The sequence below is a fragment of the Bradyrhizobium sp. JYMT SZCCT0180 genome, from assembly GCF_018130165.1.
In the GTDB taxonomy this organism is placed as follows: Bacteria; Pseudomonadota; Alphaproteobacteria; order Rhizobiales; family Xanthobacteraceae; genus Bradyrhizobium.
This window is the reverse complement of the sequence record NZ_JAFCLZ010000004.1, coordinates 84,522-106,961: the sequence shown is the minus strand read 5'-3', so window position 1 is coordinate 106,961 and position 22,440 is coordinate 84,522. Positions and strand designations below refer to the sequence as shown.

The 22,440-nt window shown below is 63.2% G+C and carries 25 protein-coding genes and 1 tRNA gene; 15 read left to right on the top strand and 11 right to left on the bottom strand.

The annotated features are described in order from the left end of the window. The first annotated feature begins 29 nt into the window (after positions 1–29). From JQ641_RS07455 to JQ641_RS07445, 3 genes are all read left to right on the top strand, one after another. Positions 30–287, top strand: a complete 258-nt coding sequence (locus JQ641_RS07455; protein WP_211995360.1) for a type II toxin-antitoxin system ParD family antitoxin — start codon at positions 30–32, stop codon at positions 285–287. Then, positions 284–583: a type II toxin-antitoxin system RelE/ParE family toxin gene (locus JQ641_RS07450; RefSeq protein WP_211995359.1), complete on the top strand. Its 300-nt coding sequence runs from the start codon at positions 284–286 to the stop codon at positions 581–583. Before JQ641_RS07455 ends, JQ641_RS07450 begins: the two co-directional genes overlap by 4 nt. Positions 584–892: 309 nt before the next feature. Continuing rightward, on the top strand, positions 893–2,164 hold the full coding sequence (locus JQ641_RS07445) for an MFS transporter (protein ID WP_211995358.1): 1,272 nt from the start codon (positions 893–895) through the stop codon (positions 2,162–2,164). A gap of 96 nt (positions 2,165–2,260) precedes the next feature. On the opposite strand, the gene JQ641_RS07440 is transcribed toward JQ641_RS07445, so the two are convergent. Next, positions 2,261–2,347 (bottom strand) — tRNA-Leu (locus JQ641_RS07440). 225 nt (positions 2,348–2,572) lie between these two features. On the opposite strand from JQ641_RS07440, the gene JQ641_RS07435 reads away from it, so the two are divergent. Then, positions 2,573–3,541, top strand: a complete 969-nt coding sequence (locus JQ641_RS07435) for a complex I NDUFA9 subunit family protein (RefSeq protein ID WP_211995552.1) — start codon at positions 2,573–2,575, stop codon at positions 3,539–3,541. Between the two features lie 138 nt (positions 3,542–3,679). On the opposite strand, the gene JQ641_RS07430 is transcribed toward JQ641_RS07435, so the two are convergent. Beyond that, complete coding sequence (locus JQ641_RS07430; RefSeq protein ID WP_211995357.1) at positions 3,680–4,486, bottom strand: undecaprenyl-diphosphate phosphatase; 807 nt, start codon at positions 4,484–4,486, stop codon at positions 3,680–3,682. Between the two features lie 355 nt (positions 4,487–4,841). On the opposite strand from JQ641_RS07430, the gene JQ641_RS07425 reads away from it, so the two are divergent. The 3 genes from JQ641_RS07425 to JQ641_RS07415 all read left to right on the top strand — a co-directional run bounded on the left by JQ641_RS07425 (position 4,842) and on the right by JQ641_RS07415 (position 7,635). Continuing rightward, positions 4,842–5,534, top strand: coding sequence for a glutathione S-transferase family protein (locus tag JQ641_RS07425; RefSeq protein ID WP_211995356.1), 693 nt, complete (start codon positions 4,842–4,844; stop codon positions 5,532–5,534). Continuing rightward, the gene (queG, locus tag JQ641_RS07420; protein WP_211995355.1) at positions 5,483–6,667 is read left to right on the top strand and encodes a tRNA epoxyqueuosine(34) reductase QueG; all 1,185 of its coding nucleotides are present in this window, start codon (positions 5,483–5,485) and stop codon (positions 6,665–6,667) included. The genes JQ641_RS07425 and queG overlap by 52 nt, the downstream gene beginning before the upstream one ends. 170 nt (positions 6,668–6,837) lie before the next feature. After that, positions 6,838–7,635: an acyl-CoA thioesterase domain-containing protein gene (locus tag JQ641_RS07415; protein WP_211995354.1), complete on the top strand. Its 798-nt coding sequence runs from the start codon at positions 6,838–6,840 to the stop codon at positions 7,633–7,635. 120 nt (positions 7,636–7,755) lie between these two features. Here JQ641_RS07415 and JQ641_RS07410 read toward each other — a convergent pair whose 3' ends face one another. Then, the gene (locus tag JQ641_RS07410) at positions 7,756–8,226 is read right to left on the bottom strand and encodes a nuclear transport factor 2 family protein (RefSeq protein WP_211995353.1); all 471 of its coding nucleotides are present in this window, start codon (positions 8,224–8,226) and stop codon (positions 7,756–7,758) included. A gap of 162 nt (positions 8,227–8,388) precedes the next feature. Then, positions 8,389–9,222 carry an alpha/beta hydrolase gene (locus JQ641_RS07405; protein WP_211995352.1) on the bottom strand — a complete coding sequence of 278 codons (834 nt, stop codon included), beginning with the start codon at positions 9,220–9,222 and terminating at the stop codon, positions 8,389–8,391. A 250-nt stretch (positions 9,223–9,472) separates the two neighbouring features. On the opposite strand from JQ641_RS07405, the gene infC reads away from it, so the two are divergent. Next, positions 9,473–10,012, top strand: a complete 540-nt coding sequence (infC, locus tag JQ641_RS07400; protein ID WP_211995551.1) for a translation initiation factor IF-3 — start codon at positions 9,473–9,475, stop codon at positions 10,010–10,012. A 70-nt stretch (positions 10,013–10,082) separates the two neighbouring features. On the opposite strand, the gene JQ641_RS07395 is transcribed toward infC, so the two are convergent. After that, positions 10,083–11,072: a Gfo/Idh/MocA family protein gene (locus JQ641_RS07395; protein WP_211995351.1), complete on the bottom strand. Its 990-nt coding sequence runs from the start codon at positions 11,070–11,072 to the stop codon at positions 10,083–10,085. Positions 11,073–11,146: 74 nt separating this feature from the next. Further along, complete coding sequence (locus tag JQ641_RS07390) at positions 11,147–11,566, bottom strand: hypothetical protein (protein ID WP_211995350.1); 420 nt, start codon at positions 11,564–11,566, stop codon at positions 11,147–11,149. Between the two features lie 265 nt (positions 11,567–11,831). Between JQ641_RS07390 and rpmI the strand changes: the two genes are divergently transcribed. Both rpmI and rplT read left to right on the top strand, forming a co-directional pair. Further along, a complete protein-coding gene (gene rpmI / locus JQ641_RS07385; protein WP_008539890.1) occupies positions 11,832–12,032 on the top strand; it encodes a 50S ribosomal protein L35 in 201 nt (66 codons plus the stop codon). Between the two features lie 80 nt (positions 12,033–12,112). Then, positions 12,113–12,472: a 50S ribosomal protein L20 gene (gene rplT / locus JQ641_RS07380; protein ID WP_192736192.1), complete on the top strand. Its 360-nt coding sequence runs from the start codon at positions 12,113–12,115 to the stop codon at positions 12,470–12,472. 38 nt (positions 12,473–12,510) lie between these two features. On the opposite strand, the gene JQ641_RS07375 is transcribed toward rplT, so the two are convergent. Further along, on the bottom strand, positions 12,511–12,915 hold the full coding sequence (locus JQ641_RS07375) for a hypothetical protein (RefSeq protein ID WP_211995349.1): 405 nt from the start codon (positions 12,913–12,915) through the stop codon (positions 12,511–12,513). Positions 12,916–13,061: 146 nt separating this feature from the next. Here JQ641_RS07375 and pheS point away from each other — a divergent pair, with 146 nt between their 5' ends. The 4 genes from pheS to JQ641_RS07355 all read left to right on the top strand — a co-directional run bounded on the left by pheS (position 13,062) and on the right by JQ641_RS07355 (position 18,036). Continuing rightward, positions 13,062–14,144, top strand: coding sequence for a phenylalanine--tRNA ligase subunit alpha (gene pheS, locus JQ641_RS07370; protein WP_211995348.1), 1,083 nt, complete (start codon positions 13,062–13,064; stop codon positions 14,142–14,144). Positions 14,145–14,339: 195 nt separating this feature from the next. Beyond that, positions 14,340–14,786: an endonuclease domain-containing protein gene (locus JQ641_RS07365; protein ID WP_211995347.1), complete on the top strand. Its 447-nt coding sequence runs from the start codon at positions 14,340–14,342 to the stop codon at positions 14,784–14,786. Next, the gene (pheT, locus tag JQ641_RS07360; RefSeq protein WP_211995346.1) at positions 14,783–17,206 is read left to right on the top strand and encodes a phenylalanine--tRNA ligase subunit beta; all 2,424 of its coding nucleotides are present in this window, start codon (positions 14,783–14,785) and stop codon (positions 17,204–17,206) included. Before JQ641_RS07365 ends, pheT begins: the two co-directional genes overlap by 4 nt. Positions 17,207–17,265: 59 nt before the next feature. After that, positions 17,266–18,036 (top strand): sulfite exporter TauE/SafE family protein, encoded by a 771-nt coding sequence (locus tag JQ641_RS07355; RefSeq protein WP_211995345.1) that lies wholly within the window; start codon positions 17,266–17,268, stop codon positions 18,034–18,036. A 55-nt stretch (positions 18,037–18,091) separates the two neighbouring features. Here the strand turns inward: JQ641_RS07355 and JQ641_RS07350 are convergent, their stop codons facing one another. From JQ641_RS07350 to JQ641_RS07335, 4 genes are all read right to left on the bottom strand, one after another. Continuing rightward, complete coding sequence (locus tag JQ641_RS07350; protein WP_211995344.1) at positions 18,092–18,604, bottom strand: SRPBCC family protein; 513 nt, start codon at positions 18,602–18,604, stop codon at positions 18,092–18,094. Beyond that, positions 18,585–18,944, bottom strand: a complete 360-nt coding sequence (locus tag JQ641_RS07345; RefSeq protein WP_211995343.1) for an ArsR/SmtB family transcription factor — start codon at positions 18,942–18,944, stop codon at positions 18,585–18,587. The genes JQ641_RS07350 and JQ641_RS07345 overlap by 20 nt, the downstream gene beginning before the upstream one ends. 76 nt (positions 18,945–19,020) lie before the next feature. Further along, positions 19,021–19,701, bottom strand: coding sequence for a Dph6-related ATP pyrophosphatase (locus JQ641_RS07340; protein ID WP_211995342.1), 681 nt, complete (start codon positions 19,699–19,701; stop codon positions 19,021–19,023). Further along, a complete protein-coding gene (locus JQ641_RS07335; protein WP_211995341.1) occupies positions 19,701–21,119 on the bottom strand; it encodes a flavin monoamine oxidase family protein in 1,419 nt (472 codons plus the stop codon). Before JQ641_RS07335 ends, JQ641_RS07340 begins: the two co-directional genes overlap by 1 nt. Before the next feature lie 185 nt (positions 21,120–21,304). Here JQ641_RS07335 and JQ641_RS07330 point away from each other — a divergent pair, with 185 nt between their 5' ends. Next, a complete protein-coding gene (locus tag JQ641_RS07330; RefSeq protein WP_211995340.1) occupies positions 21,305–22,297 on the top strand; it encodes a YiiX/YebB-like N1pC/P60 family cysteine hydrolase in 993 nt (330 codons plus the stop codon). Positions 22,298–22,440: the final 143 nt, after the last annotated feature.

The window sequence follows — 22,440 nt, the reverse complement described above, 5'->3', positions numbered from 1 at the left end:
ACTGAAGGCGGGAAGGCCGGAGATCAAGCATGGCGGTGAGCGCAGATTTGGGAGAGGTGCTGGAAAGCTTCGTGACTAAGCTCGTGGCATCCGGCCGCTACCATTCTAAAAGCGAAGTGCTGCGCGAAGGCGTGCGGCTCATTCAAGAACGCGAAGCAAGGTTGGCCGCGCTCGACGCGTCGATCGCGCGTGGCCTTGCTGACGCGGATGCCGGCCGGGTGAAGCCAAGTTCCGAGGTGTTTGACCGCCTGGAAGCGAAATTGGCGGTCAAACCGGATCGCAAGTGATCGTCGTCGTCACGGCCGAGGCCGAGGCCGATCTGGAGCAAATCGCGGCGTATGTCGCTGAGCAAAGCGCGCAGAGCGCGCTCACTCTGGTCCGCGAGTTGCGGGAGAGATGCGAGTCATTGCTGGACGCCCCGCGTGGCTACCCATTGGTGCCGCGCTACGAGCATCTCGGCATTCGACGCCGTCCCTTCGGCCGGTTTCTGATTTTCTACCGCGTCAGTCAGGATGCGATTGAAGTCATCCATATCCTTCACGGCGCGCGAGATTATGAGCGCCTGCTATTTCCTGAGGAATAATGCGCCACGACGCGAAAGTTCTTGCGCAGACCTATTGCAGTCTAGCTGTCGATGCACCGCGCCGGAGAGATCGAAGACTTCTAATCACATCGCCGTGACAACCAACGCAATTCTGCATTCTTTCGGAGTAATCTTTCGCTGCGTTGCTTTGCGTTTAGACAACCTCTCGCCGGATTTTAGCGCTTGATCATCGCCACCGGCCTCGGCTTGCGCCGCCCGCGTGAATCGCATCTGTCCAGCTCATATGCTCCCGGCCATGCGGCGTCCGTCCGGCGCTCCGCACGGCATCGCTCCCGACGAAAGAATGTCATGACCGAACAAATCCCGGCAGCGCCGATCGAGGAACAGTCGGAGCAGCAGCGCGGCTTTTCGCGCTACCAGTCATTCCTCATTGCGCTGCTGGCGTTCGCGCAGTTCACGATCATTCTCGACTTCATCATCATGTCGCCGCTCGGCGCCATCCTGATGCCCGCGCTAAATATTTCCGCCGGGCAATTCGGCGTGGCGGTTTCGGCCTACGCGTTCAGCGCCGGCATTTCGGGCATCCTCGCGGCCGGGTTTGCCGATCGATTCGATCGCAAGCGCCTGCTGCTGTTTTTCTACGCCGGCTTCACCTTGGGAACGCTGCTTTGCGCGCTGGCGCCGAACTATCATTTGCTTCTGCTCGGCCGAATCGTGACCGGACTGTTCGGCGGCGTGATTGGCGCCGTGGTGCTCGCCATCGTCACCGACCTGTTTCCGCTGCACCTGCGCGGCCGTGTGATGGGTTTCGTGCAAACCGCCTTCGCCGCCAGCCAGGTACTCGGCATTCCGGCCGGACTCTTTCTCGCCAACCACTGGGGCTGGCACGTCTCTTTCGGTGCGATCGTCGGCCTGTCACTCGTCGCGATGGCCGCGATCCTGCTCGTGATGCGGCCGGTGAACGCGCATCTCCAACTAAAGCAGGACAGGAACGCGTTCCGGCACCTGATCGCGACCGTCGGACAGCCGCGCTATACGCTGGCTTTCGCGGTGACGACGCTGCTGTCGACCGGCGGCTTCATGCTGATGCCATTCGGAAGCGCCTTCACCGTGCATAATCTCGGCATCGACATCCTGCATCTTCCGACCATCTATCTCGTTTCCGGCGTTTTCAGCATTTTCATCGGGCCGCTGGTCGGACGGGCGAGCGACGCGTTCGGAAAATTCCCGACCTTTGCGTTCGGCAGCGCCGTTTCGGTGGTCATGGTGCTGATCTACACGCATCTCGGCCACGTCAGCCTGACGACCGCGATCATCGTCAACGTCCTGATGTTCGTCGGCATCTTTTCACGCATGATCCCGTCGCAGGCGCTGATTTCAGCGATACCCGACGCCAGCCAGCGCGGTTCGTTCAGCGCGGTCAGCGCGTCCCTGCAGCAACTCTCCGGCGGGCTCGGATCGGTGTTCGCCGCCGCGATCATCGCGCAAAACCCGGACGGCACGCTCCGGCATTTCGATTGGCTGGGCTACGTCGTGGTCGCGACGTCGATCCTCTCGCTGATCATGATGTACTTCGTGCAGAAGTCGGTCGCTAGTCAGGCCGCGAAGCGCATGGTCTGAGGTTTGGGCGTTCCGCCAGCCGCGGCGCCCCGGCAGCGAGCGTCCGGTTTTGGGACCGGTCAGCCCGCCTTCAGCGATCTCATGGGCATGGGCAAATGGTGCCCAGGAAAGGACTCGAACCTTCACGGCCGTTAAGCCACTGGCACCTGAAGCCAGCGCGTCTACCAATTCCACCACCTGGGCCCGGGCGGGTTAGTAAGGATCAGTCGCGAGCTTGTCAAATTGATGAATTGCGGGCTGGGCCATAAAATTTTGGCCCATCGCCCTTGCGGAAAACCGGAGCCCACTTTTCCGGGGCGTTGTGCAAATATGCTGTACAGCGACAGCGGGTTGGCGTATCGCGAATCCGCTAAATTCGCCCACGATCTCTCGAATTTGACCGCAGGAATGGACCCGGCAATGGACCCGATGGCATCGAACCAGGAAACGCTCGTCACGATCTTCGGCGGATCGGGCTTTCTGGGCCGAAACGTGGTCCGGGCGCTGGCCAAGCGCGATTATCGCATCCGGGTGGCGGTGCGGCGGCCGGAGCTGGCCGGGCATCTGCAGCCGCTTGGCAGGGTCGGCCAGATCCACGCCGTACAGGCCAATTTGCGCTATCCGGCCTCGGTCGAGGCCGCCATGCGGGATTCCCAGATCGCGATCAACCTGGTCGGCATCCTGGCCGAGGGCGGCGCGCAGTCCTTTGACGCCGTGCAGGCCAAGGGTCCCGAGACGATCGCCCGGGCCGTCGCCGCCGCCGGCGGGCGGATGGTGCATGTCTCTGCGATCGGCGCCGACGAGAACTCGCCGTCGGGCTATGGCCGCTCCAAGGCCGCCGGCGAAAAGGCCGTGCTCGCTGCCGTGCCCTCCGCCACCATCCTGCGGCCGTCGGTCGTGTTTGGCCCTGAGGATCAATTCACCAACCGTTTTGCAGCGCTCGGGCGGATGTCGCCGGCGCTGCCGCTGATCGGCGGTGGGGTGACGCGGATGCAACCGGTCTATGTCGGCGACGTCGCGACCGCGGTCGCCGAGGCCGTCGATGGCAACGCAAAGCCAGGCGCGACCTATGAGCTCGGCGGGCCGGAGGTGCTGACCATGCGCGAGATCATGGAAATCATCCTTAGCATCACCGAACGCAAGCGTGCGCTGGTTTCGCTGCCGTTCGGCCTGGCGAAGCTGAACGCACTGTTCCTGCAATTCGCACCGGGCGCGCTGAAACTGACGCCGGATCAGGTCGCCATGCTGCGCTCGGACAATGTGGTGTCGGATGCGGCGAAGGTCGCAGGGCTGACGCTGGAAGGGCTCGGCATCGCACCCGATTCGTTGGAAGCGATCGCCCCGCAGTATCTCTGGCGCTTCCGCGCCGCGGGCCAGTTCCAGAGGAAGGCAGTTTAGTTCGTCGTCCCGGCGAAGGCCGGGACCCATACGCCGCGGCCAAAATTGCCGAAAAAGGAAGATAACGACCAGCGCGCAAACCCAATGTCCGCTGGTGGTTATGGGTCCCGGCCTTCGCCGGGACGACCCACGGATGAATTACCGTCCCAGCGCCAGCGCGATCAGGCCGACCGTGCCGATGATCACGCGCCACCACGCGAAAAACGTAAAGCCGTGGCGCGTAACGTACGTCAGGAAGGTCTTGACCACGATCATCGCGGTGATGAAGGAGACCACGAAGCCGATCGCGACGACGCCGATGTGGTCGGTCGTCATCTCGCCGCGGTTCTTGTAGAAATCGTAGGCGAACGCACCGATCATGGTCGGGATCGCCAGGAAGAACGAAAATTCCGCCGCCGACCGCTTGTCACCGCCGAGCAACATCGCCGCCACGATGCTGGCGCCCGAGCGCGACACGCCGGGAATCATCGCCACGCACTGCGCGATGCCGATCCACAGATACATCATGAGCGGATACCGCGTGGCGTCGTCCTCGTGCGGTTTGAGCTCGAGCTGATCGACCCACAACAGGACTGCGCCACCGACAATCAGCGAGAAACACACCACCCACGGATTGAACAGCAGTTCCTTGATGTATTTGCCGCCGATCAGGCCGACGATGACAGCCGGTAGGAACGCCACCAGCACGCCGATGACGAAGCGCCGGTCGTCGGGATTGGAGAACATCCCGAGCGCGACCCGCCACAATTTGCTGAAATAGAGCACCACGATCGCGAGAATCGCGCCGAGCTGAATCAGAACGACAAAACTCTGCCAGAAAGCGCCCTCACCGAGGCCAAAGAAGCGTTGCGCCAGCAGCAGATGGCCGGTCGAGGAAACCGGTATGAATTCCGTCACACCCTCGATGATGCCGAGAATCACCGCCCGCACTGCATCTGACATCATGATTGGGTCCGTTCCGATCGAAAAAGCCGGGCCCTTCTCGCCTATTCGAACCCATCTCGCAATCGCAAAAAAACAGCAAACACCGGTTGCCTCGTGTGCAGGCTCGGCTATAGCGTTTCGAGCGAACCGATACCGGATCGCGTAGCAATCTGTTGCGCAGATTGCGTAAACTTATCTGCGGTGAAAAGCGCGTCGAAACAAGGGATTTCGGGCTCCCTTCTGATTTCAATCGGGACCCGAATAGGCTCTAGTATCTCCGTTCGATGACGCGGCCTTGAAGAGATTGAGAGTTTCTTAAGCGCCGCGAACTAACCCCAATGATTCCTAATCTAAAGACTTCCAAGTCAAGGACTTCATGTACACGCTGCACCATCATCCGTTCTGTCCGCATTCGCGCTTCATTCGCCTGATCCTCGGCGAACACGGCCTCGATTTGCGCCTGGTGGAAGAACGGGTCTGGGAACGTCGCGAGGCGTTTCTCGCGCTCAACCCCGCGGGCACCACGCCGGTCCTGATCGCCGAAGGTTATCCCGCGATACCCGGCGTCGGCATCATCGCCGAATATCTCGACGAGGTGCATGGCCCCAGCGCCGACGAGCGGCGGATGCTGCCGGTCTCGATGGGCGAGCGCATCGAGGTGCGCCGCCTGATGGCATGGTTCAACGAGAAGTTTTTCGAGGAGGCCTCCAATCCGCTGGTGACCGAGCGCATCTACAAGCGCTTCATGAGCGAGGAGAATGGCGGCGGCGCCCCGGCGGCCGACGTGATCCGCGCGGCCAAGGTCAATGTGCGCTATCATCTGGCCTATATCGGCTGGCTGGCGCAGACCCGGAACTTCCTTGCCGGCGACCGGCTGACCTACGCGGACCTCGCCGCCGCGGCGCATCTTTCGGCGATCGATTATCTGGGCGACGTGCCATGGAGCGAGGACGACGCGGCAAAGGCGTGGTACGCGCGGGTGAAATCCCGCCCGTCGTTCCGCCCGTTGCTGAGCGAATGGCTGGCCGGCGTACCGGCGTCGCAGAGCTACGTGGACCTCGACTTCTGAACAAGGCCGTCAAGCTCTCCGGCGAAGACCTCAAGGCCGCGCTGGCGCATGAAGCGCGCGCGCTCGGCTTCGATAGCATCGGCGTCACCGGTCCCGAAGCGATCGCTCAGGCCGGCATGCATTTTCGCGAATTCCTTCAGACCGGCGCCCATGGCGACATGGACTGGCTCGCCGCCAGCCCCGAGCGCCGCACCGATCCGCGCGTGTTGTGGCCCGGCGTGCGCTCGGTGATCATGCTCGGCGTCAATTACGGGCCAGATGAAAATCCGCTGCACATTCTCGAAAAGCGCACGCGCGGTGCGATCTCGGTCTATGCGCAAGGTGACGACTATCACGATTTGATCAAGAAGCGCCTCAAGGCGCTCGCGCGATGGCTGGTCGCGATGTCGGGCGACGAAGTCAAAGTGTTCGTCGATACCGCGGCCGTGATGGAAAAGCCGCTGGCGCAGGCGGCTGGATTGGGCTGGCAGGGCAAGCACACCAATCTGGTGTCGCGCGAATTTGGATCATGGCTGTTTCTCGGCGCGATCTACACCGCCTCCGACCTGCCGCGCGATGAGGCGGACGCCGATCGTTGCGGCTCCTGCCGCGCGTGCCAGGACATCTGCCCGACCGCAGCATTCCCGGCGCCCTACAAGCTCGACGCGCGCCGCTGCATTTCCTATCTCACGATCGAAAACAAGGGCCCGATCCCGCGCGAATTCCGTAAGGCGATCGGCAACCGCATCTATGGCTGCGACGATTGCCTCGCGATATGCCCGTGGAACAAGTTCGCGCAACAAGGGCGCGAGACAAAACTCGCCGCCCGCACGGAATTGCGCGCACCGCCACTTTCGGAATTGGCCCGGCTCGACGACGGCGCGTTTCGCGCGCTGTTTGCGAAATCGCCGGTCAAGCGTATCGGGCGCGACCGCTTCATTCGCAATGTGCTGATTGCGGTCGGCAACTCCGGCGATGCATCACTGGCGCATGAGGCGGAACGACTGCTTGACGACGAAAGCGCGCTGGTGCGGGGCGCGGCGGCCTGGGCGCTGTCGCAGCTGATGCCACCGGAAGCCTTTGCCGCACTGGCGAACCGCGCAGCAGCCGGCGAGACCGACGCAGGCGTTCGCGCGGAATGGGTGGATAGCTGACGGTGCCAGTTCCTCATCCTGAGGAGCGGCGACTTCGCCGCGTCTCGAAGGATGCAGGCCCGTCTGTGGCCTCATGGTTCGAGACGCGCGAAGACGCGCTCCTCACCATGAGGGTCATCGTTCCGTGCACTCTTGATTTTATCGCGCGGTTTCCGTCATGTTCGCCGGTCATGACAAACCAGCCCTTCTTCGCCAAAAACGGCGACGCCTTCATCCCCAATCCAGTTTCGAACGGTCCGTGGGACCCGAGCTCGATGCATGGTCGCGTCGTGGTCGGCCTTCTGGCCCACGTGATCGAGGAGCGCCACGGCTCCGACGAGTTCGTGCCGGCACGGCTGACGGTCGACATGTTCCGCCTGCCGGACATCCACACACCGGTGGAGGTCACCACGCGGCTGATCCGCGAGGGCCTGCGGATCAAGGTGGTGGAAGCCGAGTTTTTCTCCGGCACCACCCGAATGGCGCGCGCGTCCTGCCAGTTGTTGCGCCGGACGGAAAATGCGCCGGGCAATGTCTGGTCGCCGTCGAACTGGGACGCGCCGCTGCCCGAAACGATCCCGGCGCCGACCGACCCCAAGCTCGGCATGAACGGCAAATGGACGACCAGGCCGATCGCAGGCCACATGGGCTCGCTCGGCCCGCGGCGATTGTGGATGAGCGAGGTCCGTGAGCTGGTCGAGGGCGTGCCGGTGTCGCCCTTCGTCCATGTCGCCACCGGCGCGGATTTTGCGAGCCCGTTTGCCAATGCGGGCGATAAGGGCCTCGGCTACATCAACAGCGACGTCACATTGTATCTGCACCGGCTGCCGGTGACGCGATGGATCGGCTTCGACGTCGTCAACCATCACGCCAGCGACGGCGTCGCCATCGGCGAGTGCTGGCTCTATGACGAAAAAGGCCCGATCGGCACGTCGACGGTGGCCGCATTGGCGCAGAAGAAGCCGATGACGAACGTGCCGCCGCCGTAATTCCTCCCGTCGTTCCCCGATGCGCAATTGCGCATCTGAGGGCATCGCGCAGCGATGAACCCGGGACCTCGAGATTCCGGGTTCGATGCTTTGCATCGCCCCGGAATGACGGCTGCGCCGTCACTCCACCAAATGCCGCGCCATCTCGGGCCGCGCCTTCAGCGCGGCGCCCTGCTTGGCGACGATCTTGGCGATGCGCTCCGGCGCGAAATTCAGCTGGACGAAAGCCGGCGCGGTGTTGGCGACCTCGTGGTATTCGAGAATCCTGCCGTCGCGCAGCCGCATGATCGACACGCCCTCGAACATCGCCCGCGCGCCCTTGGCGTCCGGCAGCGTCGAGCGGTAGCTGAACGTATAGCGCGCATAGAGCGTCTTGCCGTCGCTGACGGGGCTATGCATGTCCCAGCGAAAATCGGTGGCCGTGCGATAGAACCAGTCGTCGATCAGCTCGGCGATTTTAACGCGGCCGGCGAAGGCGCCGTAGAACACGTCGTGATAGACGCCGTCCTCGGTGAACAATTCGGCGAATGCCTTGCCGTTGTGCTGTTCGACGCCGTCGCAGAACGCGCGCAGCAGCTCCGATGTGTTCATGGGGTTTTCTCCCGGCCTATCCTTGTCATGCCCCGCGAAGGCGGGGCATCCAGTATTCCAGAGAGCGTGAGATGAATCGAGATGTCCCGGCGTACTGGATCGTCCGCTCCAGTGCGCAATTGCGCACAAGGCGGACGATGACACCGTAGTTGTGGTGAGAACTTACCCGATCTCCGCCACCGCGGCGATCATCCGCGCAATATCCTGCGGCCGCGACAGGCGGTGATCGCCGTCCTGGATCATGGTCAGCACCACGTCCTCGCTCGGCAGCCGCTGCGCCAATGCGAACGCGTGCTGCCACGGCACGTCAGGATCCTGCGCGCCCTGCAGGATGCGGACGGGGCAACCGACCTCGATGGCGCTGCCGAGCAGGAGGTGATTGCGGCCGTCCTCGATCAGCGCCCGCGTGATCGGGTAGGGCGCGCCGTCGCCATATTGTGACGGCCGCATCCAGACACCCTTGGTCTGGATCTCCTGCTGAATTTCGGGCGTAAAGTTGTTCCACATCAACTGCTCGGTGAAGTCGGGCGCCGGTGCGATCAGCACCAGTCCCGCCAAGCTCGCCTGGCTCGCTTGCGATGCCGGGCTCGCTTGCGATGCCGCCGGGCTCGCTTCCCGCTTTGCGATCTCGCGCGCCAGCAGCAGCGCCATCCAGCCGCCCATCGACGAGCCGATCACGACCTGGGGGCCGCGACAAAACCGCGCGAACACGGCAACGCTCTCCTCCAGCCAGCGCCCGATGGTGCCGTCGATGAAGGCGCCGCCGGATTCGCCATGGCCGGAATAGTCGAACCGGACGCAGGCGCGACCCTGTTCGGCGGCCCAGGCATCCAGCGCCAGCGCCTTGGTGCCCTTCATGTCGGAGTTGAACCCACCCAGCCAGATCAGGCCGGGAGTACCTCCGGCCCGGGCCCGCACCGCGATTTTGCGCTTGTCCTCGCCGCTACCCACCTCGATGAAGGCCGGTTCCTGATCGTTTACCGCTGAATTGGTCATGGATTCGCTACTCTTGCCCGCTGCTTTGTCGGCGAGCCCATCTCTTGGGTCAACCACCGGTCAACTGCGCGCAAACGCACAGGCAATCTCGGGGCTGTCCTTGCAGAACCTGCCGCTGCGCTATATTTGCCGGGCGTGACCAAAATGCCTCGCATTTGACGGTTTTCGAGCGCAGACAGCGAGTTCGCTTGCTCAGCGCCGCGTATTGCTTCAAAATATAGCCTTCCTTCACAGCATTGGAGAATTACCCATTCGCCGTCCCAACAGAGCCCCGCCCGCTGCAGCCAAAGACGGGCCGCGCACCAATGATGAAATCCGCAACGCGCAGATCCAGCTGATCGATCAGAACGGCACCAACCACGGAACGGTCGAGACCGTGGTGGCCGTCAAGATGGCCGTTGAGGCCGGCATGGATCTTGTCGAGATTTCGCCGAACAATAATCCTCCCGTTTGCAAGATCATGGACTACGGGAAGTTCAAATATTCCGCGCAGAAAAAAGCCGCTGAGGCCCGCAAGAAGCAGAAGGTCGTCGAGATCAAGGAGATCAAGCTGCGGCCGATGATCGACGATCACGATTACGACGTGAAGATGCGCGCGATGCAGCGGTTCTTCGAGGAAGGCGACAAGGTCAAGATCACCTTGCGTTACCGCGGCCGCGAAATGGCCCACCAGGAGATCGGCACCAAGCTCCTGGACAAGGTCAAGGCCGACGTCGCCGAGTTCGCCAAGGTCGAGCAGGACGCGCGATTCGAGGGCCGCCAGGTCGTTATGGTGCTGGCACCGCGCTGATCGGCAATACGCGTTCAATCGATAGCGAAACACGCCCTTGGAATTGATCCGGGGGCGTTTTCAATTGGCGTCACGCCTCGACTTCCACATCCCGGCGTTCTCGGCCCGAGATCATGGCGGCATCGATGCACGCAATGATGTGCCGGCCGTAGGCGCCGGTAACAGGCACATCCGCGTCATGAACGATCGCAGCCGCCATCGCCTGCCATTCCCTGACGACGGCGTTCTGCATCCAGGCAGGATCATGGGAGTTCGGAACGTCGGTCCACTTTCCATTCTGTCCGATGGCAACCCCGCGATCGAAGTCGATGCGCAGCGTTCCGCGCTCGCAGACGAGGTCTATGTCGAAAGTTCCGCCACCGTCCCGGAAGCCGATGCTGGCCACCTGGGCGAACCGGCCGTCGGTAAAGCGCAGCAGCATCATGGCGCTGTCATCGGCTTTTTGATCGTGAAACGACGTGCTGACCGCGGCCGAAACCGACCCGACCCGGCCATTCATCAGCCAGACGAGCTGGTCCAGCGCATGGATCCCGGCGGTCAGCAGCATGCCGCCGCCGGTTAAGGGATCGAGGTGCCAGCCACGGCGGTTCTGCTCCATCCAGATTTTCTGCAGCAAACTCGACCCCGTCACGGGCCTGCCGAGTTCACCGCGATCCAGGATTTCGCGCGCGACGAGGCAGGGCCACACGAAATGCATGATCTGCCCGACCATCAATTTGCGCCGGCCGGTTTCGGCGGCCGCGATGATGCGGCTGCATTCGGCCACCGACAGCGCCATCGGCTTTTCCAGCAACACGTGCTTGCCGGCCTGCAGCGCGGCCACCGCCAGCTCGCAATGCAAATGATGCGGGGCCGTGATCGCGACGGCGTCGACCGACTTGTCAGCCAGCATTGCGCGCCAATCGCCATATGGCCTGCCGCCATGTTCGGCGGCGAAAACTTCGGCGAGCGCCAGTTCCTCAGCGCACACCGCGACGATGCTGACATCCGGAACGGCCGCAATCGCACGCGCATGAAAGGCGCCGAAAAATCCGGCGCCCAGAATACCTACTCCCAGCATCAGACGTCCCTTGATCGAGCCGCGTCGTTCGCGCGTGTCGTCAAGCTACAGCCAATGCGGCGGATACGGCAAAGTCAGCTGCGCGTGGCCTGCCAGGTACCGCTGCAGCGATCGCCGGTGATGATGCCGCTCCATGAGCCGGCGCCGCTGGTGCCGGCGAGCCGGCCGCCGCCGCTGGCCTTGGATGCGCCAACCGACACATTGACGGCAACCGCGCCGCCACGGCTGACCGAGCCGGAGACCCTGCCGCCGCCTGCCGATGACACCCGGGTTCCCGTCACTTGGAACGGGACGCTGTAGCCGGAACTGCAATTGCCCCGCTTGGTGGCGAACACCACGTTCCAGGTGCCGTTGTAGGCGCCTGAGGCCCTGGCCGCGTCGGCGGAGGAGGGCACCGCGGTCACGGCAAGCGCCGCGAACACGGGGAGCCAGCGCAGGGTCGAAAAGCGGGAAAAGGCGGGGAGGCGGCAAATGGAACGATGAAATCTGGTCATTTTGGTCCTGCCAGGGCTGAGACTGGGATCACATCAACGACTACGTCACAGCACAGGGTTTACCGGTTCAACGTTGCAAACATGCGTCTGGTCTGCCATAAGCCCAGCCTTCATCGCCCGGCTGATTAAGGGCTGCCGTGTCGATGACCCCGTGCGGGTGGTTTCGTTTTCGAAAAAACCTGAGCACTATCAACGCTCTAACGAGCATTTTAAGCCGCAGAAGCGTCCCTCGGGGCGCGTTTTCCTGTGGCCATAGGAGAGCCAAATGCCCAAGCTGAAGACCAAGTCAGGCGCTAAAAAGCGCTTCAAGGTGACTGCCACCGGCAAAGTGATGCACGCCCAGCGCGGCAAGCGCCACGGCATGATCAAGCGGACGAAGAAGCAGATTCGTCAGCTCCGCGGCACGCGCGTGCTGTTCAAGACCGACGGCGACAACGTCAAGAAGTACTTCTTGCCGAACGCCTGATCGCGCTCGCATTTCCGATTTAGCCGGCCGCGTGCGCGCGGCAATCCGTCACCTGATTTCAGATTTTAAGGATAGCAGTCATGTCTCGCGTCAAACGCGGTGTGACCTCTCACGCCAAGCACAAGAAAGTCTACAAGGCCGCCAAGGGCTTTTCCGGCCGCCGCAAGAACACCATCCGCGCCGCCAAGGCCGCGGTCGAAAAGGCCGGGCAATATGCCTTCCGTGACCGCAAGCGCAAGAAGCGCACGTTCCGCGCGCTTTGGATCCAGCGCATCAATGCTGCGGTCCGCCCCTTCGGCATGACCTACAGCGTCTTTATCAACGGCCTCTCGAAGTCGGGCATCACGGTGGACCGCAAGGTGCTGTCGGATCTCGCCATCACCGAGCCGGCGGCGTTCCAGGCGATCGCTGAAAAGGCCAAGGCTGCGCTCGCAGCCTGAGGTTCCAAGGTACCTGAAACGGCACCCGACTTGAGGCGTCAGCGAGCCCGTGCAGGGCTCGCGGCTTTCAGTGCTCGCTGCGAGTAGCGCTGGGCGACTTTCGCCCGGCAGAATGCCGCGAACGAAATATACATCGTTCCCTCTTCGTGGCTGAACTTGCGGTCGCAGGCATCCTTTTCGCGCTGATAGGCCTTTTTCTGCTGCGCCTTGAGGCGGGCGAGGAAGTCGCCCTCGCATCTCTCTTCAACGGCGTCGGTGAGCCCGACGTCGCCGGTAGCCCCGCCTGAGCAGGCCGAGGCGATTTGCATGGCACGGTTGCAGCTCGCCGTCTTCATCGCCGTCACGACGTCGTCCCTGGACTTCGCCGGACAATCTTCGGCAGCGGCAGGTGCGGCAAACGACAGAACGAGGGCCAGAACGGCCACTCCAGGTCCAAAACGCATCAATTGCTCCTTCTCGAACTCACCCGTGAGTAGAGCGTGCGGGATCAAGGGTTCAAATGCCCCCTGCTCCAGTTACGGGCTTTTTGCTTGACGTTTCAGCCCGGGAGCGGCGACAACCGGCGGCCTTTTGCGAAAGAGATTTGACCGTGTCCGACCTCACCACACTCGAACAGACCATCCTCACCGATATCGCCGGCGCCGCCGACGAAGCCGCGCTCGAAGCGGTGCGCGTTGCCGCGCTCGGCAAGAAGGGATCGATCTCGGCGCTGCTGGCAACGCTCGGCAAAATGGCGCCGGACGAACGCAAGACCCAGGGCGCCGCGATCAACGTCGCCAAGGACAAGGTCACGCAGGCGCTGACCGCGCGCCGCGATATCCTCAAATCGGCAGCGCTCGACGCCCGCCTCGCTTCCGAGACCATCGACGTCACGCTGCCGCTGCGCGACGCGGTGGCCGAGCAGGGCCGCATCCATCCGCTGAGCCAGGTGATGGATGAGCTGACATCGATCTTCGCCGACATGGGATTTGCGATCGCCGAAGGTCCGGATATCGAGACCGACGACTACAACTTCACCAAGCTGAATTTCCCCGAAGGCCATCCGGCGCGGGAGATGCACGACACGTTCTTCTTCAATCCGAAGGAAGACAATTCGCGCATGCTGCTCCGCACCCACACCTCGCCGGTGCAGGTGCGCACCATGCTGAACCAGAAGCCGCCGATCCGCGTGGTCTGCCCGGGCCGCACCTATCGCATCGATTCCGACGCGACGCATACGCCGCAGTTCCACCAGGTCGAAGGCCTCGTCATCGACAAGGGCTCGCATCTCGGCCACCTCAAATGGATCCTGCACGAGTTCTGCAAGGCGTTCTTCGAGGTCGATCACATCAACATGCGGTTCCGGCCGTCGTTCTTCCCGTTCACCGAGCCCTCGCTCGAGGTCGACATCCAGTGCCGGCGCGACAAGGGTGAAATCCGGTTCGGCGAAGGCGAGGACTGGCTGGAGATTCTCGGCTGCGGCATGGTGCATCCGAACGTGCTGCGCGCCTGCGGCATCGATCCCGACGTCTATCAGGGCTTCGCCTGGGGCATGGGCATCGATCGCATCGCGATGCTCAAATATGGCATGTCCGATCTCAGGCAGCTGTTCGACAGCGACGTGCGCTGGCTCAGCCATTACGGCTTCAAGCCCCTCGACATCCCGACGCTGGCGGGAGGATTGAGCACGTGACTCCCATAGGGACCGCCGTCGCGGAGAGAGCCCCCACCCTAACCCTCCCCCGCAAGCGGGAGAGGGAATGGACCGCGCTTGGGGTAAATAGCGAGCGTCTCAGTGATACGAATCGCGCCGCGCGACAGGTCAAGACCCCCTCTCCCGCTTGCGGGGGAGGGTTGGGGTGGGGGTCTCTCCACGCCGGAGGTGTCTATGGTTGATCCAGAAAATCCCACTTGGAACGTCTCGAAGAAACTCCGCACGCACGCGCGCGAACTCAGAAAGAATTCCACCGACGCTGAACGAATCCTCTGGTCCGAACTCCGCGATAACAGGCTGAACGGAACAGGCTTCCGGCGCCAGGTGCCGATCAAAAACTACATCATCGACTTCGCCTGTCATTCGGCCAGGTTAGCTATCGAGCTCGATGGCGGGCAACATTATTCGGATAAGGGCGAGCAGGCTGACGCCGCACGCTCAGCCGTTATCGAAGCGAGAGGCTTCAAGGTCCTCCGATTCAGCAACCTCGACGTCATGACGAATCGCGCAGGCGTCCTTGAAACAATTGCCGCCGCCGTCGCGGAGAGAGCCCCCACCCCAACCCTCCCCCGAAAGCGGGAGAGGGAGCCGACCATCCGCGTGGAGAAAAAGCAGCCATGAAATTCACGCTCTCCTGGCTGAAGGAACATCTCGACACCGACGAACCCCTGGAAAAGCTCGCCGACAAGCTCACCATGATCGGGCTTGAGGTCGAGCAGATCGAGGACAAAGCGAAGGCGCTGGCGCCGTTCTCGATTGCGCGGGTGATTTCGGCCGAGCAGCATCCGAATGCGGATCGCCTGCGCGTTTGCATGGTCGATACCGGCGCAAAAAACGAACAAGGCTTGGGCGCACCGGTGCAGGTGGTCTGCGGCGCGCCGAACGCGCGCGCCGGCCTGATCAGCGTGTTCTCGCCTCCGGGCACGTTCATTCCCGGCAAGAACATCACGCTTGGCGTCGGCACCATCAGAGGCGTCGAGAGCCGCGGCATGCTGTGCTCGGCGGCCGAACTGCAGATTTCCGAAGACCATGACGGCATCATGGAGCTGCCGGCCGATGCGCCCGTCGGTACGCCCTACGCGCAATGGGCCGGGCTCGGCGATCCCATGATCGAGATCAACCTGACGCCGAACCGGCAGGATTGCACCGGCGTGCATGGCATCGCCCGCGATCTTTCCGCCGCCGACATGGGCAAGTTCAGGGATCCCGGTATCCGCCCGATCAAGGGTGAGTTCCCCTGTCCGGTGACGGTGACGGTGGAAGACGCCACGCTGTGCCCGGGATTTGCGCTGCGGCTGGTGCGCGGCGTCAAGAACGGCCCGTCGCCCGAATGGCTGCAGAAGCGCCTGACCTCGATCGGACTGCGTCCGATCAACACGCTGGTCGATATCACCAATTTCATGACCTATGACCGCGCCCGGCCGCTGCATGTGTTCGACGCCAAAAAGGTGACAGGCAATCTCACCGTGCGCCGCGCGCGCGACGGCGAGAGCCTTCTGGCGCTCGACGGCCGCACCTACACGCTCGATCCCGGCATCTGCGTGATCGCGGACGAGCATGGCGTGGAGTCACTGGCCGGCATCATGGGCGGCGAAGCCTCCGGCTGCGACGAGAACACCACCGACGTGCTGATCGAATCGGCGCTGTGGAACGAGATCAACATCGCACAGACCGGCCGCAAGCTCGGCGTCAATTCGGACGCGCGCTATCGCTTCGAACGCGGGGTCGATCCGGCCTTCATGGTGCCTGGGCTCGAGCTCGCGACCAAAATGGTGATGGAACTGTGCGGCGGCACGCCGTCGGAGAACGTCGTTGTCGGCAACCCCTTCGGCGAAGATCGCGTGATCGACTTCCCGCTCAGCGAGGTCAAGCGCCTCGCCGCCATCGAAGTGCCGCTGGTCGAGATGAAGCGCATCCTCAGCCATCTCGGCTTCATGGTGGCCGGCAGCGGTCCGGTCGTGAAGATCGCTGTGCCATCCTGGCGTACGGATATCGGAGGCAAGGCCGATATCGTCGAGGAGATCGTGCGCATCGTCGGCGTCGACAAGGTGCCGATGACGCCGTTCGAGCGCGGTGACGCGCCGCGCAAGCCGGTGCTCACCACGATCCAGCTCCGCACCCGCCGCGCCAAGCGCGCACTGGCCGCCCGCGGCATGGTCGAGGCGGTGACGTGGTCGTTCATTTCAAAACCTGCGGCCGAATTGTTCAGCGGCGGACAGGCCGAGCTCGCGCTCGCCAATCCGATCGCATCTGATCTCTCCGACATGCGCCCGAGCCTGCTGCCCGGCCTGATCGCCGCCGCGCAGGCCAATGCCAATCGCGGCTCGTCCGATGTCGCGCTGTTCGAGGTCGGCCAGGTCTTCAAGGGCGACAAGCCGGAAGACCAGCTGGTCGCGGCTTCCGGCGTGCGCCACGGCTTTGCCTCGGCAAAGGGCATGGGACGGCACTGGTCCGGCTCGGCGGAGGTCGATGCGCTCGACGCCAAGGCCGACGCGTTCGCGGTGCTCGCGGCTGCCGGCGCGCCGATGCAGGCGCTGCAGATCGTACCTGGTGGTGCGAGCTGGCTGCATCCGGGACGTTCCGGCACCATCCAGATCGGTCCGCAAAACGTGCTCGGCTATTTCGGCGAGCTGCATCCGCGCACGCTGGAGGCGCTCGGCGCCGACGGGCCGCTGATCGCGTTCGAAGTGATCCTCGATCGCGTTCCCGACGCCAAGCAGAAGCCGACCCGCGCCAAGCCGGTGCTGGAACTTTCCGCGTTCCAGCCGGTGTCGCGCGATTTTGCCTTCATCGTCGATCGCGCCGTCAAGGCGGGCGATATCGTGCGCGCCGCGCAGGGTATCGACAAGAAGCTGATCACTGCTGTCACCGTGTTCGACGTCTACGAGGGCAAGGGCATCGACGAGGCCAAGAAGTCGGTCGCGATTGCCGTGACCATCCAGCCGCGCGAAAAGACGCTCACCGACCAGGAGATCGACGCGGTGGCGGCGAAGATCGTGGCCGAGGTGACCAAGAAGACCGGCGGCACCTTGCGCGCTTGATGCCGAACGGCGTGAGCGGTTCGGACATCACGCCCAAAAACACGTTCTAGAAACAGAACATGAGCCTCGAAGGCCTGATCCCCGCCAGCGTCAGCCTCACCGCCGCAATCGCGATCTGCGCGATTGCGTTCGTGTCCGGCTTGGCGCGCGGGTTTTCCGGTTTCGGCTCCGCGCTGATCTTCATGCCGCTGGCGAGCAGCATGGCGGCGCCGCAGCTGGTAGCGGCACTGCTGCTGATCATCGACTTCATCGCAGCCGCGCCGCTGGTCCCGAACGCGTGGAAACAGGCCGATCGCCGGGCAACCGCGGTGATGGTGTTCGGCGCCCTGATCGGCGTTCCCATCGGCACCTATTTCCTGAGCCGGCTCGAGCCGGTCACCACCCGCTGGATCATTTCCGCCTTCGTGTTTGCGCTGCTCTTGCTGCTGCTTTCCGGCTGGCGCTACCGGGGCAAGGACCACGCAAGTATTTCGGTCGGCATCGGCGGCGTATCCGGCTTTTGCAGCGGGCTGGCGCAGACCGGCGGGCCTCCGATCGTCGGCTATTGGCTCGGCCGGCCGATCGCCTCCAACATCGCACGGGCGAACATCCTGCTGTTCTTCGGCGCCTCGGATTTGTTCTCGGTCGTCAGCTACAGCCTGACCGGGCTGATCACGATGGAAGCGATCAAGTTTTCGCTGGTGGTCGGACCAATCTACGGCATCGGCGTCTGGCTCGGCGCCTCCCTGTTCGGCCGCGCCAGCGAGTCATTGTTCCGCGCGATCTGCTACGCACTGATCGCGATGGCCGTGATCGCCGGCCTGCCGCTGCTGGATGGCGTGCTGCGCTAACGGCCGCACGATTCCAAATTCTGCGTCGTCCCGGCGAACGCCGGGACGACGAAATTTATTCCAGCACTAGATCGCCATCGCGTTCGACGTGCTGCGCCAGTTTATCGAGGGTCTGATACCCGAATTCGACCGCGCCGAATCCGATCCCCGCGTCGCGCTGAGCCTTCGTCGGATGCAACTGCCGCAAAGTGATGACGGTCTTGCCATCGCTCTGCTCATCGAACGTGATGGTGGTGCGGAATATGCCGGGATCGTTGTCTTTGTCGGCGCCATGATCGATCTCGATCAAATGCGGCCTCTCGATGCGCCGGAACTGCATCCGGTTCGTATATCGCTTGCCGTCGGGCGCGATCATATCGAACCGCCATTCGCCGTTGACGCGGATATCCATTGACTTTGTCTCGACCTTAAAGCCGGCCGGACCAAACCATTGGGGGAGATGACGCGGATCAGTCCAGGCGGAGAAAACGAGCTCTCGCGGCGCGTTGATCACGCGCGAGAGGACGATCTCCCGATCGAGAGCCCAAGTGGACAGCGGCGCATCATTTTCACTTGCGTTTGCGGACATTGGACTTCTCCCTTTTCTTCAGTTTCTCGACGTACATTTCCAGTCGATCCAGTCGTTGCTCCCAGATCTCTCTTTGGGTCGCCAACCAGACCTCGACCGTTGCGAGAGCTTCCGTCTGCAATGAGCACATCCTGACGCGACCGGTCTTCTCGGACGTCACGAGGCCGCTGCTCTCCAGAATGCGGATGTGTTTCATCAGGCTCGGCAGCGCCATTTCGAACGGCTTCGCCAGCTCTCCGACGGATGCCTCGCCATCACATAGTCGCATGACGATCGCCCGACGGGTCGCGTCGGACAGGGCCCCGAAAACGTGGTCGAGCTGCGTTGATTGGTTAGCCATAAAGCTAACTATAGTGGGGACACAGAGGCGTGTCAATAACGGTTAGCCATACGGCTAACTAATGGTGAGCATAGCTTTATGAGTTCGCGGTCTGGATCACCAGATCGCAATAGGCGTAGCCGTCGCGCTCGACGTGCTCACCGGTGCTGACGGAAAGACGATGCGAGAACATCGGTCCCGCCACCACGCAGGTGTGGAATTCGCCGTTCTCGCCGCAAGGATCGACGCTATCAGGCAGGTCCGCCAACAGTTGCGTATCGAATTTGCGGCCCGCGAATTCGGCCGCGAGCTTTTTCATGTCGACGGTCGCAAGATAGGCTTCCAGACCACATTCCATCATCGCCCGCGCCAGTTCGGGCGTCGGCCGGTCCCAGAGCGGAAAGATTGGTGTGATGCCGGTGCCGGCGAGTTTCGCTTCGCGATAGGCCCGGATATCGCGCAAGAACAAGTCGCCGAAGATCATATGCGTGACGCCGTCGGCGACCGCTTGCGCGACCGCTTCGCCCATCCGGGCCTCATAGATCTCGTTCGGGCAAGGATAGGGGATCGGCACGATCCGTTGCGGCAGGCCTGCGGCTTCGCATTGCGCCTGCAGGATCTCCTGCCGCACGCCGTGGATCGAAACGCGGCCGAACGTCTCCGTCACGGTGGTCAGCGCGCCCACCACATCGAATTCGCCCGCGCGCCGCGCTTCGTGCAGCGCAAACGCGCTGTCCTTGCCGCTCGACCAGGAGATCAGCGCCTTCGGTCGCGCCATCAGTTGAACTGCGAGGATGGCATTGCCGCTTTCGGCTCCGGGGCGCGGCGCCGCTGCTTCGGTGGCGGCGCCGCCGGTTCGGGATCTCTCAACGCGCCGATCCTGCGCAACGCCGCTTCGGCGGCGCGCTCGCCGCTTTCCCAGGCTCCGTCGATCGTGCCCCACAAGGTCTCATGCGTGGCTTCGCCGGCCAGGTACATGCAGCCGAACGGCTCGGTCAGAACCTTTCGCGACGCCTGCGCGCCCGGCCCGGCCGCGGACATCGCGCCGAGCGCGAATGGCGCGGCGTTCCAGCGCGTCGCACTCGACTTCTTCACCGCCGCCGCAATCTCGCTGCCGTACAGCTTGGTCAACCACTCCACCGCAAACGCGATCATGGCCTTCTCGCCCTGCGCGGAGAGATCGCGGCCGAACGAGCCTGCGACGTCGATCGAACACAGCGAAGATGACCCCATATTGGCGTACAGCAAGGCGGTGCGCGTCGAGTTGCTCTGCTCGATGATGATGTCGTCGCGGGCGAGCCCCAGCGGATTGCCCGGCATTTGCAGCGCGATGCGGTCATAGCTGCCGAGGCTCAGTTTGGCGGCGGCATCCAGCGTGCGTTTGGGGATGTCGGGCGTGAATTTGATGTTGCCCGCCGCCAGCACGTTGCTCGAGACCGTCACGACGGCGGCGCGCGCGACGATCTTGCCGGACGGCGTTTCCACCGCAACGTCGCGGCTGCCCCAGGAAATTCGGTTCGCGGGCGTCGACAGCGCCAACGGCACCTGCTCGCCGAGTTTCGTGATCAGCGTACCGAGCCCCTGACGGCAGGCGATCGCGGTGTTGCGATCCTGCGCGCGGACCTTGTCGACAACGGAGATATCCTTCAGGTCCTTGCCGGCGAAATTGGCGCCGAGCACGAATTCGGCGGTGCCGGCCCAGTCGCCGAGGTCCTTCGGCAGCGCCGAGGCGCAGGAGACGTCGAGCCGGCGCGAAGCCTCGTCGATGGCGCGGTTGGCGCGCACCAAAGCTGCAAGAAACTCCTCGGTCTCGCCGGCGCGGGCGTTGCGGCGGCCGATACGGATTTTCTGGCCCGACGGCGCGGTGATGATCTCGAGCCCGGCGGATCGCGCCAGCTTGATCATCGGGTTGGTTTCGGGATTGTGCATCCAGCGTGCGCCGCGATCGTACGGCACCTCGAAGGTGGTGGTGTCGGTCTGGCAGCGCCCGCCGATCTGGCCCGCCGCTTCCACCACGATCACCTTGCGGTTCGCTGCCATGATCCGCCGCGCCGCAGCAATGCCGGCGGCGCCGGCGCCGATCACGACAATGTCAGCCTCGCGGGGCAGCGGCGCGGCCCCTGCCCGCCCACCGAAAACCGGCATCGCCGCCAGGCCAGCGGACGCCGAGAGGAAATCGCGGCGAGTCATTGTCATGTCATGGTTTCCGGGGCCTTGAAGCAAAGAGAACAGCTAGCGAACTCTGCCGCATCTCACCGTGCGCAGCAACACTCATGGTAAATCAATCATGATTGACCGGCTTCACGCATGAACTAAATTGAAACGGCTTGCGACCATGCTAATGGAACATAAAAGCGGTCAAAGAACCGCGGGGGGATTTCATGGGCGTAATGCTCGATACGATTGGCCAGTTGATTGCGGGCTACCTGCAGAAGGAAGTCCCGGGCTATGAACCGTTCACGCCCAGTGACCCCGAGCATCTGCGCGGCGTCATCGAGCCCGGCGACGTGCTGCTGGTCGAAGGCAACAACCGCATTTCCGGCATCATCAAATACCTCACGCAATCGACCTGGTCGCACGCCGCGCTCTATGTCGGCCCGATCGACGGCGCGACGGAACCGGACGGCGAACCGCACGTCCTGATCGAGGCCAATATCGGCGAAGGCGTGACCTCGGCGCCGCTGTCGAAATATTATCCCTATCACACCCGCCTCTGCCGTCCGGTCGGACTGTCCTATGAGGACCGCATCACGGTGTGCCGCTACGCCATCAACCGGATCGGCTTCGGCTACGACACCAAGAACATCGTCGACCTGGCGCGATATCTGTTCCCGCTGCCGGTGCCGCAGCGCTGGCGGCGGCGCCTGATCGCGTTCGGTTCCGGCGATCCAACCAAAATCATCTGCTCGGCGCTGATCGCGCAGGCGTTCGACGCCGTGCGATATCCGATCCTGCCCAAGATCACGCGCGCCGCCTCGCGAAAGGCCCGGCGCGAAATTCTCCACATTCGCGATTCGTCGCTCTACATGCCGCGCGATTTCGATATCTCGCCCTATTTCGAAGTCGTCAAACCCACCATCGTGCATGGCTTCGACTATCTGGCCTTGCATTGGGCCGACAAGCAGAAGCCGCTCCAGGAGGTAGCGGGCGAATTCGGTGTGTTTCCAGAAGTCGGGTCGCCGTCGCTTGTTCCTGAAGAGATTGACGAAGCGGCGCCGCTTCCGGTTTCGGCTGAAGAAGTGATCGAGGTCGCGGTAGCGACCATGGTCGAACGCGTGACCGTGTCGGAGCATTACCTCGCCGTGGAGTACGTCCAGGTCCGCTCGCCGGAACGCCGCGCCCGACGGCGCGGCAAGGCATTCGAGGCGGCGTAAGTTCTAACGCATATTCCAGTTGGCTTCATCCTTCGAGACGCCGCTTTGCGGCTCCTCAGGATGAGGTCTACTTGCTCAGGATGACGTCTTAGACCCTCATGGTGAGGAGCGCGGCAAAGCCGCGCGTCTCGAACCACGAGGCC